Below are 16,532 nucleotides of genomic sequence, written 5' to 3' on the forward strand. Positions count from 1 at the left end.
AATCAGGCGAGAGAAAACTCTGATGAAAAACTGGAAAACAAGTGCAGAATCAATCCTGACCACCGGCCCGGTTGTACCGGTTATCGTGGTAAAAAAACTGGAACACGCGGTGCCGATGGCAAAAGCGTTGGTTGCTGGTGGGGTGCGCGTTCTGGAAGTGACTCTGCGTACCGAGTGCGCAGTTGACGCTATCCGTGCTATCGCCAAAGAAGTGCCTGAAGCGATTGTGGGTGCCGGTACGGTGCTGAATCCACAGCAGCTGGCAGAAGTCACTGAAGCAGGTGCACAGTTTGCAATTAGCCCGGGTCTGACCGAGCCGCTGCTGAAAGCTGCTACCGAAGGGACTATTCCTCTGATTCCGGGGATCAGCACTGTTTCCGAACTGATGCTGGGTATGGACTACGGTTTGAAAGAGTTCAAATTCTTCCCGGCTGAAGCTAACGGCGGTGTGAAAGCCCTGCAGGCGATCGCGGGTCCGTTCTCTCAGGTCCGTTTCTGCCCGACAGGTGGTATTTCTCCGGCTAACTACCGTGACTACCTGGCGCTGAAAAGCGTGCTGTGCATCGGTGGTTCCTGGCTGGTTCCGGCAGATGCGCTGGAAGCGGGCGATTACGACCGCATTACTAAGCTGGCGCGTGAAGCTGTAGAAGGCGCTAAGCTGTAAAAGTCAAAATGCCCGATCGAGGATCGGGCATTTTTGTAGCGTTTTTTTGCCGGGTTTAACCCTGTACTTTTACCTGTCCGGCGGCGTGCTTCGCGCGTTCAATGGCGTCAACAACACTCTCTGCAGTAGCCAGTGCTACCCCCAGACGACGGCTGCCATCAATTTCCGGCTTACCAAATAAACGAATCTGCAAATCTGCGCCTACGGCATTCTGCACATTATCAAACGTGACATTCTGACTGGTCAGTTGCGGCAGGATAACGGCAGAAGCAGCAGGACCATACTGGCGGATCCCGCCAACCGGAAGTCCGAGGAAGGCACGTACATGCAGGGCAAACTCCGAGAGATCCTGAGAAATTAGCGTCACCATCCCGGTGTCATGCGGGCGAGGGGAGACTTCACTGAAAATCACCTCATCACCACAGACAAACAGCTCGACACCAAACAGCCCATAACCGCCCAGTGCCAGCACCACTTTACGGGCAATCTCCTGCGCACGTTCAAGGGCAAGCGGGCTCATTTGCTGTGGTTGCCAGGATTCACGATAGTCGCCATCTTCCTGGCGATGACCTACCGGTGCACAGAAATGGACGCCATCCACCGCGCTGACGGTTAGCAGGGTAATTTCGAAGTCAAACTTAACGACGCCTTCAACAATTACGCGGCCCGCTCCGGCGCGACCACCTTGCTGAGCGTACTCCCATGCATGAGCTAGTTGCTCTGCAGAACGAATAAACGTCTGCCCTTTACCGGAAGAACTCATCACCGGTTTAACAATACAGGGGTAGCCAATGGCGGCAACCGCTTCGCGGAAAAGGTTTTCGCTATCGGCAAAACGATAAGTGGAAGTGGGCAGCTGCAGCTCTTCTGCCGCCAGGCGACGGATACCCTCGCGATTCATCGTTAATTTCGTTGCGCGAGCGCAGGGGACAACATTCAGTCCTTCCTCTTCAAGTTGGATCAGCATATCGGTGGCAATAGCTTCGATCTCCGGCACGATATAATGTGGTTTTTCCAGTTCAACCACACGGCGTAATGCATCACCATCAAGCATATTAATGACATGGGAGCGATGCGCGACATGCATGGCTGGTGCGTCGGCATAGCGATCGACGGCAATCACCTCTACGCCGAGACGCTGACACTCGATTGCCACTTCTTTACCCAGTTCACCGGAGCCTAATAACATCACGCGAGTTGCTGCCGGACGCAGCGCAGTGCCTAATAACGTCATAACGAATATCCCCTGATTAATTCCGCGCGCAGTATAAACGAAAACGTTTGCGTGTGTCTTCATTGCTGATGTTGATTTCCCAACTGAAAAGAAATATACTGTATAAAATCACAGTTATTATGAGAGGCTGCAAATGGCGGTTGAAGTTAAATACGTAGTCATTCGTGAGGGCGAAGAGAAAATGTCGTTTACCAGCAAAAAGGAAGCCGATGCTTATGACAAGATGCTTGATACGGCCGATCTGCTTGACACCTGGCTGACAAATTCTCCAGTGCAAATGGAAGACGAGCAACGTGAAGCCCTTTCGCTATGGCTGGCAGAACAAAAAGATGTGCTGAGCACCATTCTGAAAACCGGCAAATTACCGTCCCCACAGGTCGTCGGTGCTGAATCCGAAGAGGAAGATGCCTCACACGCGGCCTGAAGCAACTTGCGCTCCTGAAAATTTGTACCATGCTTTCTCCTGAATCATTGTGCTATGGAGAAAAACATGAAAAAAAGAGGGGCGTTTTTAGGGCTGTTGTTGGTTTCTGCCTGCGCATCAGTTTTCGCTGCCAATAATGAAACCAGCAAGTCGGTCACTTTCCCAAAGTGTGAAGGTCTGGATGCTGCCGGAATTGCCGCGAGCGTAAAACGTGATTACCAACAAAATCGCGTGGCGCGCTGGGCTGATGATCAAAAAATTGTCGGTCAGGCCGATCCCGTGGCATGGGTCAGTTTGCAGGACATTCAGGGGAAAGATGATAAATGGTCAGTACCGCTAACCGTGCGTGGTAAAAGTGCCGATATTCATTACCAGGTCAGCGTGGACTGCAAAGCGGGAATGGCGGAATATCAGCGGCGTTAATGGCTTCTGATAATTCGATTGACCGTTGGCGGATGCGGCGCGGGTGCCTTGTCCGCCCTACAACGCAACATAATCGTAGGCCTGAGAAGACGCAACAGCGTCGCATTGGGCAATCAGCATCAAACAGTTTCACTCAAAACGTCAAACTACTTTCACCTAAAATACCCTTATCACCTTATATACAGTGAACACCTTACCTGGCGCGAATTTCTTTGAATAACGGCCTACCGCCCCGCTTATTTGCGCATCTTTTGTCTCGATATACATTTTCTGACATCCTCATCCGCTATGCTACAGGCACTAAAAATGGTTATTGAGGAGCAAATATGGCTAACTGGTTAAATCAACTGCAATCTCTGCTTGGGCAAAGCCGTTCTTCTACCTCCTCGTCTGCGGATCAGGGATTGGGCAAACTTTTAGTGCCTGGCGCATTAGGCGGACTGGCTGGGCTGCTGGTCGCAAATAAATCAGCACGTAAACTTCTTACGAAATATGGCACAAACGCGTTACTGGTTGGCGGCGGAGCGGTAGCGGGTACGGTGCTGTGGAATAAATACAAAGATAAAATTCGCGCGGCGCATCAGGACGAACCGCAGTTTGGCGCGCAAAGTACGCCGCTGGATGAGCGTACGGAACGTTTGATCCTTGCGCTGGTCTTTGCCGCTAAAAGTGATGGTCATATTGATGCCAAAGAACGTGCGGCAATCGACCTGCAATTGCGTGAAGCCGGCGTGGAAGAACAGGGGCGTGTACTCATTGAGCAGGCAATCGAACAACCGCTGGATCCACAACGCCTGGCTACTGGGGTCCGCAATGAAGAAGAGGCGCTGGAAATCTATTTCCTGAGCTGCGCGGCTATTGATATTGATCATTTTATGGAACGCAGTTACCTGAATGCACTGGGTGATGCGCTGAAAATCCCCCAGGACGTTCGTGAAGGCATTGAACGCGATCTCGAACAGCAAAAACGTACTTTGGCGGAGTAATTCCGCTCTCTGGATAGCCTGAAGTTGACTATTTCGGGTTATCCAGAACCGCACAGCCATTTGAACAGGCTGATTTTCTCTGTCTGCATAACAGTCGATATCCGCGCCATTACCTGTCATCATCTAAGCAATGACTACCCTGTTTCGCTTGCATCCCCGATGAGTTTTGCCACCCTTATAAGATGTTTCAACCAGAAAGAACAATAACATGCTACCAAAAGCCGCCCGCATTCCCCACGCCATGACGCTTCATGGCGATACGCGCATCGATAATTACTACTGGCTGCGGGACGATACGCGTTCTCAGCCGGAAGTCCTGGACTATCTGCAACAAGAAAATAGTTACGGTCATCGGGTGATGGCCTCGCAACAAGCCTTGCAGGATCGCATCTTAAAGGAAATCATCGACCGCATTCCGCAACGAGAAGTTTCTGCGCCCTACATCAAAAATGGCTACCGCTATCGGCATATTTATGAACCAGGCTGTGAATATGCTATCTACCAGCGTCAATCGGCGTTCAGTGAAGAGTGGGACGAGTGGGAAACATTGCTCGATGCCAACAAGCGCGCGGCTCATAGTGAGTTTTATTCGATGGGCGGAATGGCGATTACGCCAGATAACACCATTATGGCACTGGCAGAAGATTTTCTTTCCCGACGGCAGTACGGCATTCGTTTTCGTAATCTGGAAACAGGTAACTGGTACCCGGAACTGCTGGATAACGTTGAACCCAGCTTTGTCTGGGCAAATGACTCCTGGACTTTCTACTATGTTCGCAAGCATCCAGTGACGCTGCTGCCTTATCAGGTCTGGCGTCACGCCATCGGTACGCCAGCATCGCAAGATAAACTGATTTACGAAGAAAAAGACGATACCTATTACGTCAGCCTGCATAAAACGACCTCGAAGCATTATGTGGTCATTCATCTGGCCAGCGCCACCACCAGTGAAGTTCGCCTGCTGGACGCGGAAATGGCCGATGCCGAGCCGTTTGTTTTTCTGCCTCGCCGCAAAGATCACGAATACAGCCTTGATCACTACCAGCATCGGTTTTATCTGCGTTCCAACCGCCACGGTAAAAACTTTGGCTTATACCGTACCCGTATGCGTGATGAGCAACAGTGGGAAGAGTTAATTCCGCCACGTGATAACATTATGCTGGAAGGGTTTACGCTGTTTACCGACTGGCTGGTGGTTGAAGAGCGTCAGCGCGGGTTAACCAGTTTGCGGCAAATTAACCGCAAGACCCGGGAAGTCATTGGCATTGCCTTTGATGATCCGGCCTATGTGACCTGGATTGCCTACAATCCAGAACCTGAAACCGCGCGATTGCGTTATGGTTATTCGTCCATGACCACACCAGATACTTTGTTTGAACTGGATATGGATACCGGTGAGCGTCGTGTATTAAAACAAACGGAAGTTCCTGGTTTTGATGCGGCGAATTACCGCAGTGAACACCTGTGGATAGTCGCCCGTGATGGCGTCGAAGTTCCGGTTTCGCTGGTCTATCATCGCAAACATTTTCGCAAAGGACACAACCCGCTGCTGGTGTATGGCTACGGTTCTTACGGCGCAAGTATTGATGCCGATTTCAGTTTTAGCCGCTTGAGTTTGTTGGATCGTGGATTTGTCTACGCCATTGTCCATGTTCGTGGCGGCGGTGAGCTGGGGCAACAATGGTACGAGGACGGTAAATTTCTGAAGAAGAAAAATACGTTTAATGATTATCTTGATGCCTGCGATGCATTGTTAAAACTGGGCTATGGCTCTCCTTCGCTCTGTTATGCGATGGGCGGGAGTGCGGGGGGTATGTTGATGGGCGTTGCGATTAATCAACGCCCGGAATTGTTCCACGGCGTTATCGCCTAGGTGCCGTTTGTTGATGTTGTAACAACAATGCTGGATGAATCAATTCCTCTTACCACCGGCGAATTTGAAGAGTGGGGGAATCCGCAGGATCCGCAATATTACGAATATATGAAAAGCTACAGCCCGTATGACAACGTCACTGCACAGGTTTATCCGCATTTACTGGTAACGACCGGTTTACACGATTCTCAGGTGCAATATTGGGAACCGGCAAAATGGGTCGCTAAATTGCGCGAGCTGAAAACCGATGACCATCTTTTATTGCTCTGTACCGACATGGACTCAGGTCATGGCGGTAAATCTGGTCGCTTTAAATCGTACGAAGGCGTAGCGATGGAATATGCTTTTCTGGTCGCGCTGGCACAGGGAACATTACCCGCTCAGTCAGCGGATTAAGTATTTTCCAGATAATGTTTCAGTGTTAAACGCAGCTCCGGGCTCATGCTGTCGAGGTTATTAAACAACCAGCGCAGATAGCCCGGATCGCGTTCGGCAACGTCGGAAACCGCTTTGCCACGGTATTTGCCAAAGGTGAAGGTCGTCATCAACGATGGACGTCCGGTGATATCGGCCATCTGTTCTGCCGTCCAGCCAGAGGTGTTCATAATATCGATAAGCAACGCGGCGGTGATATAACAGTCATACAACGCGCGGTGATGATGCAGGCCCGGCGGCGTCTGTACATTGAGCTTCCGTGTTTTATATAGCGCCATATTGCTGTACTTGATCCCTGGCCACAAACGACGGGCCAGTTTCATAGTGCAAATCCACTCACCGGGCATTTCAGGCAGTACGCGGCGGTCAAAGCTGGCGTTATGCGCGACATACCATTCACTACCGTAATAGTGCGGGATCACATCTTCAATCCACGGTTTATCGGCGACCATGGCTTCGGTGATGCGATGAATCGCCATCGCCTGTGGACTAATAGGACGATCGGGACGCACCAGGTGGCTCATGGGATTGACGATTTTTCCGTCAATGACATCAACAGAGGCAATCTCAACGATCCCTCCCTGCAAACCGCAGGTTTCTGTATCGATAATGCGCAACATGGCATGCTCCAGGCCGAAAAAGCCTAGCGTAATGGAATGATATCGCCTTGCCAACCCTGTGATGAACGCTGACCGACTAACAATAATGAACCACGATCGGCGCGAACGATGAGACGACCATGTTCATCCCATAGTGCACTGTTACCACGGGCATTTGCCATCAGCACAGCAATCGAGTACTGATGTGAAAAAAATTGTAAGCGACGGGCCGACGCCAGCAGGTCGGGTTCTCCCAGACATTGCCCTGTCGTAAACAGTGAACAGGTCGGGTCCATATCCATACCTTGCGGTTGTTCATCGACCACCGTGATGGTTCTGGAACGACGGCCCAGACATGCACCATAACTCTGATGGTAGATCCCTGGCGTTTTTCGCCACGGTGCGAACACCGCAATTCCACGAATAAAGCGATCGTTATATTCAACGGGAAGGCCGGCAATGATGGTCATTCGCAAGGTCGTTGCGGCATAACAAAGCGGGTCTAATAGCGAGAGATCGGGTGGGGCAGGAAGGGCACGTCGCGAATAATCACACCCCAGTAAAGAAAGCGATGGAAAAACTAACAGCTGACATTGTTGCCTGGCGGCGGCCCTCACAAACTCCAGATGATGAGCTACCTGTTCGGTGAGTGAGGTTTTACGAGGCTCATATTGCGCTGCTGCAACTTTCCAGAACGACATAATGACTTCCTTTTCAAAATGACTGCAAATTATGGGGGGCGGTTTAGAAAATACTCATAATTTAGCAGGCGTTATGTAAGAAAGTGTAACTATGTATAAGTTTTATTTAAGTTTGGGCTCGTAAGGTAAACGTGACAGATTGACCGAAGCCAAACGGTGGGCGATAAGCCGCTCGCGAAACCAGCTGCGCAAATGTTCAGGCTGTTCACGTTCAACCGCTTCAGCGATCACTGGCATATTGTAGCGTTCTTTAAATGCCACCCCTGCCGCCGCCAAATCGACATTCACTTTATCCATTTCTGTTTGATCCAGTTTAGCCAGATTCTTCAGCATTCTTAATCTCCTCATCATTCGCGGGCAAAAGTTACTAAGAGTGAGCCTTGATGGCAAGCCGGAATTGATGATCCTCGACTCAGACATTAGACAAGGTTATGCTCTGTAAAAAAGTTATTACAAAAAGGAATAGATAATATGGCTTCAACTGCACGCTCCCTTCGCTACGCGCTGGCAATCCTGACCACTTCGTTGGTGACACCTTCCGTCTGGGCACATGCGCATTTAACGCATCAGTATCCTGCGGCAAATGCACAAGTGACAGCAGCTCCGCAGGCAATCACTTTAAACTTCTCGGAAGGCGTTGAAACAGGATTCAGTGGTGCAAAAATCACGGGGCCAAAAAACGAAAATATTAAAACATTACCGGCGAAGCGGAATGAGCAGGACCAAAAGCAACTGATTGTTCCACTGGCCGATTCGCTGAAACCCGGAACCTACACCGTTGACTGGCATGTTGTTTCGGTGGATGGGCATAAAACGAAAGGACATTACACCTTTAGTGTGAAATAAATCATGCTGGCGTTTACCTGGATCGCGCTGCGATTTATCCATTTCACCTCGCTGATGCTGGTTTTTGGCTTCGCAATGTACGGTGCCTGGCTGGCCCCCTTAACGATTCGTCGCTTGCTGACGAAGCGTTTTCTGCGTTTACAACAGCACGCTGCCGTCTGGAGTTTGATCAGTGCCACTGCAATGCTCGCCGTTCAGGGCGGGTTGATGGGAGCGGGATGGTCAGATGTATTTTCGCCAAACATTTGGTTGGCTGTTTTGCAAACGCAGTTTGGTGGCGTCTGGTTATGGCAAATTGTTCTCGCCCTCGTAACGTTGATCGTCGCCCTTATGCAACCGCGGAATATGCCACGTTTGCTGTTTATGCTCACTACCGCGCAATTTATTCTGCTGGCGGGAGTCGGGCATGCGACGTTGAATGAAGGGGTAACGGCGAAAATCCATCAGACTAATCACGCAATTCACCTGATCTGTGCGGCGGCGTGGTTTGGGGGATTACTGCCGGTGCTCTGGTGTATGCAACTCATCAAAGGCCGTTGGCGACACCAGGCTATTCAGGCGCTGATGCGTTTTTCCTGGTGCGGGCATTTTGCGGTGATCGGCGTACTGGCAAGCGGCGTGCTTAATGCATTGTTGATTACCGGATTTCCCCCCACGCTTACGACTTACTGGGGCCAACTCTTATTGCTCAAAGCCATCCTGGTGATGATTATGGTGGTCATCGCGCTGGCTAATCGTTATGTTCTTGTACCGCGCATGAGGCAGGATGAAGATCGTGCGGCTCCCTGGTTTGTCTGGATGACTAAACTCGAATGGGCGATAGGTGCGGTAGTGCTGGTGATCATCAGCCTGCTTGCGACTCTCGAACCTTTTTGATGGATTACGAAAATGATGAGAAAAAGTATTCTGGCGTTTCTGTTACTCACCAGTTCTGCAGCTGCGCTGGCGGCACCGCAGGTGATTACCGTCAGCCGTTTTGAAGTGGGTAAAGACAAATGGGCGTTTAATCGCGAAGAGGTGATGCTGACTTGCCGACCGGGTAATGCTTTGTATGTCATTAACCCAAGTACCCTCGTGCAGTATCCTTTAAACGATATCGCACAAAAGGAAGTTGCCAGTGGGAAGACTAAAGCCCAACCCATTTCGGTGATTCAGATTGATGATCCTAACAATCCCGGCGAAAAAATGAGTCTGGCACCGTTTATAGAGCGAGCTGAAAAACTCTGTTAATTACCTAAAATAGCCTTTTGATTTCCAATAAAAAACCGCCTCAGTTCTTTCACCAGAACGGGCGGTTTTTAACATTTAAGCTGATGACCACCACGCTTTTTATTGACCATTTTGCACGCAAACTGGAAAACCTGGCGTCGTCATCTATTCTTAAAGAGCAAGGCAACTAAGCCTGCATTAATGCCAACTTTTAGCGCACGGCTCTCTCCCAAGAGCCATTTCCCTGGACCGAATACAGGAATCGTGTTCGGTCTCTTTTTATCTGTTAAAAGCCAGAAGCATTCCCTTCGCTGACTTTATAGTCAACCATAACACACACTCTACTGTCTGAGTCCAGCGTTTTTTAACATTCTTGTTAAGATTATGTGATCTTTAGCGCGGGAGGAAAATATTGATGAAACAGCCTGCGCCCGTTTATCAGAGAATTGCGGGTCATCAATGGCGACATATCTGGCTTTCAGGCGATATACACGGTTGTCTTGAGCAGTTGCGCCGCAAATTATGGCATTGTCGTTTTGATCCGTGGCGAGATTTACTTATCTCAGTGGGAGACGTTATCGATCGTGGGCCGCAAAGTTTACGTTGCCTGCAGTTACTGGAACAACATTGGGTTCGTGCGGTAAGAGGCAATCATGAACAGATGGCGATGGATGCGCTGGCATCCCGGCAGATGTCTTTATGGTTGATAAATGGCGGCGACTGGTTTATTGCGCTGGCAGATAATCAACAGAAACAAGCGAAAACGGCGCTGGAAAAATGTCAGCATTTGCCCTTTATTCTTGAATTACACAGTCGCACCGGCAAACATGTTATTGCTCATGCCGATTATCCAGATGATGTCTATGAATGGCAAAAGGACGTCGATTTGCATCAGGTCTTGTGGAGCCGCTCGCGATTAGGTGAACGCCAAAAAGGGCAGGGAATTGCAGGTGCTGATCATTTCTGGTTTGGTCATACACCTTTGCGCCATCGCGTGGATATTGGCAACCTGCATTATATTGATACCGGTGCTGTCTTTGGGGGAGAACTGACTCTTGTGCAATTGCAATAATTAAAAATCACCGTACTCCTGTGCAGGTCGCCAGAAACCATCTATAAAATCCTCAATCGGAAAACAACCGCCATGGCGGATCCGTTGATCGCTCATAGAATAAAGACACTGCTGTTCCGTGTTGTAGATATCCACAACAATGTCTTCACAACCGCCATCCAGGTAGCAAACAAAAAGTACCAGCGCGAACATTTCATCCCCGAAGTGTGGTGCCGTACCGTTAAGTTTAGGAGAGATTTTACAACGGGGGAATAACCCGGACAAATAACCCGCCATGCCGACGGGTTCTTTTTGGATCAGGCAAGACGCATAATCCAGGCATCAGATTGTTGATCGTAACGGGTACGGTAAAGGACAGAGTGTTCGCCATTTAGCAGGGCAGGGATACTGGTTTCAGCATCCCAGGCATCCAGTTGCATACATAAATCGGGGTCTGATTTACAAGGAATGGTTAACGTTCGATCACCCGGCGATTCGCCGTGTAATTCGCCGTCGTCGATTTCAAAAGCGCCTATGCGCACACTGGTTTTCATCTTCGTGCTCTCCATTTAGCTGCCGGTTGTGGTACGACCAGTCCGATCGCACCATTTTTCAGCCTAGTTGAGGCAGTTGAATGTGCCAGTCAAAAAGTGCGCTTTTTTTGTGCGCTGTCAGGCGTTACCGGTAAAAAGTTTCCCGTCGCGCACCAGTTCACGCGGGTAGCTGTTTTTCAGTCGTGAACCAATCCGTTTGGCTAAACCAATCGGCTGATGCTGGAAAGTAACCAATACATCATCCGCCACTGGCGCGGCTTGCGGGTAAACATCGCGCCCGCGATACCACTCTTCCGCTTCCTGCGGTGTCAGTTCAAAAGCGTTCACATTGTCGGGGGAGGCAAGGGCAATAACGGCTTCATGCTGCCAGCGATAACCTTTGTTGTGCGTTTCGGCAAGTTTAATCCCCAAGCGAGAAAATCGGACTTTACCGATCAGGGCTTCAATGCCTACCGGGAACAACCACAGTTCTTTGTCACGCTGCCAGAGTCGCAGGTTTTCATCCCAGTTTAAGCCAACACTTGCAGCCGCCTGACGAATTTGACCGGCTTCGCGATCTTTCACCGGGCTAAACGGGAAATTGCCCACTTTGTATTTTGGGGCGGGTAAGACGGGGATCGCCTGAGTTTTACGCAGACGAGCAACGAAGAAGCCTTCGCAGTCGTAAATTTGTGGGAAAACATGCAAAAAGCCGTCTTCGGTCAGCGCCTTATTTGCACCAGGGAAGAGATCGCCAAGCGGTAAAAACTCTACTGCGTCGTGGTAAGTCTCTTTCAGCCACAGGCAAACGGCTTCGTTTTCTTCCCGGTTTAAGGTACAGGTCGAGTAAACCAGCGTACCGCCAGGACGTAATGCATGAAAGGCGCTGTCGATCAGCTCCCGTTGGGTCGCTGCGATTTCCTGATTGCTTTCTGGTGACCAGTTTTTTAGCGCATCGGGATCTTTACGCACCACGCCTTCGCCGGAGCAGGGAGCGTCCAGCAAAATGGCATCGAACATTTCTGGCACTGCCGCACCAAATACGCGGCCATCAAAATGCGTGAGCGCAACATTACTGATGCCACAGCGGCTGATATTGGCATGTAACACTTTTACCCGACTGGCGGAAAACTCATTGGCAAGGATTGCCCCTTCGTTATTCATCCGCGCAGCAATTTGCGTCGTTTTGGAACCTGGTGCAGCAGCGACATCCATCACCCGCTGTGGTGCATTACCGTCAGCAAACAAGGCGGCAACAGGCAACATTGAACTGGCTTCCTGAATATAAAACAGGCCGCTTAAATGCTCGGCGGTACTACCCAACGGCAATGCATCTTCATTGTCGCGTTCAATCCAGAAACCTTCTTCACACCACGGAATTGGCGTAAGCGTCCAGCCATAAGGTGCAGTTAATTGCAGGAAATCAGCAACGGAGGTTTTCAGCGTATTAACGCGAATGCTGCGGCGCAACGGGCGCTGACAGGCGGCAAGAAAATCATCAAAAGAGAGCGTCGAAGGCATCGCTTCGCGCATTTGTGTCAGAAAGGCGTCCGGGAAATAAACGGTGTGTTGGGCCACGAGCATATACCACTGGCAAAAAAACAGGCGCGCAGTTTAGCATAAACGCTCCGGCGCAGGCACGCCGGAGCAGTGGGCATTATTTGGGAAGCGCAGTTCCCCATTCACGCCACTCTTTCGGTTCACTTTCCTGCAACAGGAAGTGCTTGCCTTCCTGGGCTTTCGGTGCCAGTGGCGTACCCGGAGGCGTGGCGAAGGCGATGCCGCCACGGATAAACTGGTTAAAGGTGCCGGTTTTCACTACGCCGCCCGTCAGACCAAAGTCCAGACTGTAACCCGATGCCAACCAGAAGACTGAATTGTTACGCACCAGGTGTTGATAGCGTTTACTGATGCGCATCGCAATCATCACGCGATCTGACAATGTCCCCAGCGTCATTCCGGTAACCGTACCTACTTCCAGACCACGGAACAGCACAGGTGTACCGATACCTAACGAACCGGCTTCCGGCGCTTCAACAATAATGCTTAAGCCATCCAGGTAACGCGAATCAGTAATGGTGGCCTCTTGTAATTCAAAGTCGCGGCGAGGATTGCCCCGGCCTGGTTCGACGTTGATATACGGCTGGAGGATAGTATCAAGATGCTCAACGCCAGCTGCCGAAATTTGCGGTGTGACCACTGAGAAGCGCGTACCACCGCGAGCAAAGGTCTGGACATATTCCGGATAGAGCACCGCCTTTGCCTGTACTTCATTGCGTGCGGTAATCAGATCCAGCGTCTGGATTTGCCCGATATCAATACCGAGATAGCGAATTGGCATCCCGACCGCCAGTTTTCCGGCATCGAAAGCGTGAAGCGTAATTTGTCCGCCAACCGCACGGGCCGCTGTTTCGGAAGCATACAGAATACGCTTGTCGCCTTTACGCTGACTGGCGCTGGCACCGCTGAGGTTATCGAAGCTAATAGCCCCCTTTAATGCTCTGGAGAGCGGGGATGCCTGTACAGTCAGACCACTACCATTCAGCTGAACTTTCGCCCCACCTTCTGCCCAGAACACGCTGTTGCTGGTCAGAAGGTTGCGATACTCCGGTTTAATATGCAGATCGATATCAAACGCGTTAGCTCGCGGACGCACAGTAATAACTTCACCAACTTCAAATTTACGGTACAGCACTACCGATCCTGCCTGCACATCCGGCAGCGTCTCTGCACTCAAACTCACGGTTGTGGTGGGTAAATCGCTAAGGCTGTTCTCCAGCGCTTTTTCCTGATTGGCATACAGTGGATAGCTGGCTTTCATCTCGCCTTTATCGCCCGGCAGAATACGTATTCCGCCATTGATCCATTCTGAGGCGCTGGCACCGAGAAACTCAACGCCATCCAGCCCCACCTTCACGTCGACGCGGCTGTTGACGACAAATTTGCTATCGCCTTTTACCAGTTCGCGATGCTGAGGCTCGATGGCGACGGTAAAGGTGACGCCTTTGCTGGTGAGTTTACGATCGATAACCTGGCCTACCTGCACGCCGTGAAGAATGAGCGGCTGACCAGCATCAATACCGTAACTTTCTGGTGCTGTCAGGGTCAGTGTCAGAACATCCGGCTCTTGCAGCAGGGCTTTTTCGCCTGGCACAACAACAAACTCTTTGCGTGGCTCGCCATCGCCGGGCACCAACTCAAAGGTTTTTCCGGTCAGCAGGGCGCTGAGATTGGCATCGCTAAGGGATAATTTCGGGTTGCGTAATTCGATGCGGGTATTTTCACGAAGCAGGGTGACGACGCTGGGATCAACGGTCATTTCCCCAGTGACTTTACCACCAGGATTTAAATCCAGTTTAGTCAGCTGTCCGACTTCCAGCCCCTGATACATTAACGGCGTCGAGTCGGCGGTTAATCCGGCACCGTCTGGCAGTTCCAGTTTTATTATTACGCCACGTTGGCTATGGGCCAGGTCTTCATACAGACCAAAGGTATCTTCCGCTTCGGCAGGTTTCGACTCTTCAGGTGAATCGAAGGCAATCGCACCGTTAACCAGTGCCGCCAGACTTTCCAGTTTCACCTTCGCGCCACTGATACTGACGTTGGCATCAACGCCGGAAACGTTCCAGAAACGGCTACCTTTTTTCACCAGATCGGTAAAACGCCGCTCGATCAGGACATCAATCACCACGCCTTGCTTGTTGGGATTGATGGCATAGTCGTAGACTTTTCCCACCGGGATCTTGCGGAAATAGACCAATGAACCACTGCTCAGTGAACCGAGATCGGGGGCTTGCAGGTGGATCATCAGATCGCCATTGTCCAGCCGATATTTCGGTTGGGTGTCGAGTGCGACAAAGTGATCCTGCTCTTTACCTTTACCCGGCATCATGCCGATATAATTACCACCGACGAGGGCGTCCAGCCCGGAGACACCTGCCAACGAGGCCTTTGGCGTCACCAGCCAGAACTGTGTCTCTTCGCGCAGCGCATCTTTCATATCGGACTTGATGCTGACCTTGACTTCAATCTTACGAAGATCGTCGCTGAGGCTGATATCCTGCACTGTTCCAACTTCAACGCCCTGATAACGAACAGGCGTACGGCCTGGAACAATACCATCCGCCGACATAAAGTCGATGGTGACAGTATTGCCCCGGTCCTGATAACTGTCCCAAATCAGCCAACCAGCAATCATTAGCGCGATGAACGGCAGCAGCCAGAAAGGTGAGATACGGCGTTTATTTTTAATCTGCGCTTCAGTCGTCGAAGCGGGCATTTCCTGACTCATGTGCATCCCAAAGTAAGCGGCTGTCCAGCCATTCCACAGCAAGAATAGTCAAAATTACCGCTGCGCCGAAATAAAACGCAGCCGGTCCCATAGTAAAAGCGAGGATCTGATCGCGATTAATCAGCGACATGGTTAAAGATATGACAAACAGGTCGAGCATCGACCAGCGACCAATCCAGGTCACCATCCGCAGTAACAGAATGCGTGTGCGTAAACCTTGCTGGCATTTAAAATGAATACTCAACAGTAAAGTGAACATGACGATCACTTTAGTAAACGGTACCAGAATACTGGCGATAAACACGATTCCCGCAACTGCAATGTTGCTACTTGCCAGCGACATAATTCCGGAAAGAATCGTATCTTCCTGCCGACCACCATTCAGATAAATGATAGAGATAGGCAACAGGTTGGCAGGTAACAACAAAACGATTGACGCTAACAGCGCCGCCCAGCATTTTTGCAGACTATGACGGCGACGCAGGCGTAGCGGGATATGGCAACGCGGGCAGCGACCACGCTGATCAGGATAGCCGGTAAAATGGCACCCAAGACAGACACGGAGTTTCTCGTCCCTACGCGTAGCGGGGCGCTGCGGATAAAATCGCTCCCACAGTTCTTCGACATTAAGATGTGACAACGTCACCGTCGTTAAAATCACCAACGCCACAAAAGAGAACAAGCCGACCCCCGCCTGGATATGGGCATAATCCTGTACCTTTATAGAAGCAACGCCAATGCCGACCAGGTAGATATCCAACATCACCCACTCTTTCAGCCGCTCAAGCATCAGCAGTACCGGGCGTAAATTCATTCCCAATCGGTTACCAAACCATAAATAAGCTATGGAGGTCACCAGAATGAGGGGGGCACCGATAACGCAGAAAAAGACCATCGACCCCGTTATCGCATCGCCCTGTTTGGTCATTTGCCAGATGCCTTGCATAATGTTGGCGTCAATACGAATGCCTAACAGCCAGATATGCAACAGCGGTTCGCCCCAGGCAAACGGCATAAGCAACAGCATGGTGAAGGCCATTGCCGCCAGGCGCGTTAGCGACCAGTCGCGCCCGTCACGAATTTTTGCCTGACAGCGCGGACAATAGGCACTTTGATGAGAATTTATCTCGGGCAGGCTAAACAGCATGTCACATTGCGGGCAACGTTGGTAATCACCACGCGGCAGTTCCTCGCCGATAGCCCTCACTGTTATCTTCTTTGTCGGCGTAATTTGTGGTGTGTTAAGAGCCATGACGTGCCAAA

The 16,532-nt window shown here is 50.8% G+C and carries 17 protein-coding genes and 1 pseudogene; 9 read left to right on the top strand and 9 right to left on the bottom strand.

Features of this window, described 5'->3' with window-relative positions:
• Positions 1–22 precede the first annotated feature (22 nt).
• Positions 23–664: a bifunctional 4-hydroxy-2-oxoglutarate aldolase/2-dehydro-3-deoxy-phosphogluconate aldolase gene (gene kdgA, locus HBM92_RS10280; protein WP_000800512.1), complete on the top strand. Its 642-nt coding sequence runs from the start codon at positions 23–25 to the stop codon at positions 662–664.
• 55 nt (positions 665–719) lie between these two features.
• Here kdgA and purT read toward each other — a convergent pair whose 3' ends face one another.
• The gene (purT, locus tag HBM92_RS10285; protein ID WP_000173466.1) at positions 720–1,898 is read right to left on the bottom strand and encodes a formate-dependent phosphoribosylglycinamide formyltransferase; all 1,179 of its coding nucleotides are present in this window, start codon (positions 1,896–1,898) and stop codon (positions 720–722) included.
• Positions 1,899–2,031: 133 nt separating this feature from the next.
• Between purT and yebG the strand changes: the two genes are divergently transcribed.
• From yebG to ptrB, 4 genes and pseudogenes are all read left to right on the top strand, one after another.
• Positions 2,032–2,322, top strand: a complete 291-nt coding sequence (yebG, locus tag HBM92_RS10290) for a DNA damage-inducible protein YebG (RefSeq protein ID WP_000257738.1) — start codon at positions 2,032–2,034, stop codon at positions 2,320–2,322.
• 66 nt (positions 2,323–2,388) lie between these two features.
• Positions 2,389–2,745 (top strand): protein YebF, encoded by a 357-nt coding sequence (gene yebF, locus HBM92_RS10295; RefSeq protein WP_001295500.1) that lies wholly within the window; start codon positions 2,389–2,391, stop codon positions 2,743–2,745.
• Between the two features lie 326 nt (positions 2,746–3,071).
• The gene (locus HBM92_RS10300; protein ID WP_000024725.1) at positions 3,072–3,731 is read left to right on the top strand and encodes a tellurite resistance TerB family protein; all 660 of its coding nucleotides are present in this window, start codon (positions 3,072–3,074) and stop codon (positions 3,729–3,731) included.
• A 208-nt stretch (positions 3,732–3,939) separates the two neighbouring features.
• Positions 3,940–6,000, top strand: a pseudogene (gene ptrB / locus HBM92_RS10305) (oligopeptidase B).
• Here ptrB and exoX read toward each other — a convergent pair.
• The 3 genes from exoX to holE all read right to left on the bottom strand — a co-directional run bounded on the left by exoX (position 5,997) and on the right by holE (position 7,672).
• Positions 5,997–6,659, bottom strand: a complete 663-nt coding sequence (gene exoX / locus HBM92_RS10310) for an exodeoxyribonuclease X (protein ID WP_000944256.1) — start codon at positions 6,657–6,659, stop codon at positions 5,997–5,999. The pseudogene ptrB and the gene exoX overlap by 4 nt on opposite strands.
• 23 nt (positions 6,660–6,682) lie before the next feature.
• Complete coding sequence (gene yobB, locus HBM92_RS10315; protein WP_000011644.1) at positions 6,683–7,339, bottom strand: carbon-nitrogen hydrolase family protein YobB; 657 nt, start codon at positions 7,337–7,339, stop codon at positions 6,683–6,685.
• A gap of 102 nt (positions 7,340–7,441) precedes the next feature.
• The gene (gene holE, locus HBM92_RS10320) at positions 7,442–7,672 is read right to left on the bottom strand and encodes a DNA polymerase III subunit theta (RefSeq protein ID WP_000916763.1); all 231 of its coding nucleotides are present in this window, start codon (positions 7,670–7,672) and stop codon (positions 7,442–7,444) included.
• A 138-nt stretch (positions 7,673–7,810) separates the two neighbouring features.
• Here holE and yobA point away from each other — a divergent pair, with 138 nt between their 5' ends.
• The 4 genes from yobA (at position 7,811) to pphA (ending at position 10,466) form a co-directional block, all read left to right on the top strand.
• On the top strand, positions 7,811–8,185 hold the full coding sequence (gene yobA / locus HBM92_RS10325) for a CopC domain-containing protein YobA (RefSeq protein WP_000168747.1): 375 nt from the start codon (positions 7,811–7,813) through the stop codon (positions 8,183–8,185).
• Between the two features lie 3 nt (positions 8,186–8,188).
• Positions 8,189–9,061 (top strand): copper homeostasis membrane protein CopD, encoded by an 873-nt coding sequence (gene copD, locus HBM92_RS10330; RefSeq protein WP_000879311.1) that lies wholly within the window; start codon positions 8,189–8,191, stop codon positions 9,059–9,061.
• 12 nt (positions 9,062–9,073) lie between these two features.
• Positions 9,074–9,415 (top strand): YebY family protein, encoded by a 342-nt coding sequence (locus tag HBM92_RS10335; RefSeq protein ID WP_000984819.1) that lies wholly within the window; start codon positions 9,074–9,076, stop codon positions 9,413–9,415.
• 394 nt (positions 9,416–9,809) lie between these two features.
• Positions 9,810–10,466, top strand: a complete 657-nt coding sequence (pphA, locus tag HBM92_RS10340) for a protein-serine/threonine phosphatase (protein WP_000812743.1) — start codon at positions 9,810–9,812, stop codon at positions 10,464–10,466.
• On the opposite strand, the gene HBM92_RS10345 is transcribed toward pphA, so the two are convergent.
• The 5 genes from HBM92_RS10345 to yebS all read right to left on the bottom strand — a co-directional run bounded on the left by HBM92_RS10345 (position 10,467) and on the right by yebS (position 16,521).
• Positions 10,467–10,658: a YebW family protein gene (locus HBM92_RS10345; RefSeq protein ID WP_001317886.1), complete on the bottom strand. Its 192-nt coding sequence runs from the start codon at positions 10,656–10,658 to the stop codon at positions 10,467–10,469. It abuts the gene before it with no gap.
• 104 nt (positions 10,659–10,762) lie between these two features.
• On the bottom strand, positions 10,763–10,999 hold the full coding sequence (locus tag HBM92_RS10350) for a YebV family protein (protein WP_001295499.1): 237 nt from the start codon (positions 10,997–10,999) through the stop codon (positions 10,763–10,765).
• 117 nt (positions 11,000–11,116) lie between these two features.
• On the bottom strand, positions 11,117–12,556 hold the full coding sequence (rsmF, locus tag HBM92_RS10355; RefSeq protein ID WP_001704100.1) for a 16S rRNA (cytosine(1407)-C(5))-methyltransferase RsmF: 1,440 nt from the start codon (positions 12,554–12,556) through the stop codon (positions 11,117–11,119).
• A 79-nt stretch (positions 12,557–12,635) separates the two neighbouring features.
• Positions 12,636–15,269 (bottom strand): lipid-binding membrane homeostasis protein YebT, encoded by a 2,634-nt coding sequence (gene yebT / locus HBM92_RS10360; RefSeq protein WP_001327806.1) that lies wholly within the window; start codon positions 15,267–15,269, stop codon positions 12,636–12,638.
• A complete protein-coding gene (gene yebS / locus HBM92_RS10365) occupies positions 15,238–16,521 on the bottom strand; it encodes a membrane integrity lipid transport subunit YebS (protein ID WP_001304298.1) in 1,284 nt (427 codons plus the stop codon). Before yebS ends, yebT begins: the two co-directional genes overlap by 32 nt.
• Positions 16,522–16,532 lie beyond the last annotated feature (11 nt).

The organism is Escherichia sp. E.sYA108, from assembly GCF_011754335.1.
In the GTDB taxonomy this organism is placed as follows: Bacteria; Pseudomonadota; Gammaproteobacteria; order Enterobacterales; family Enterobacteriaceae; genus Escherichia; species Escherichia coli.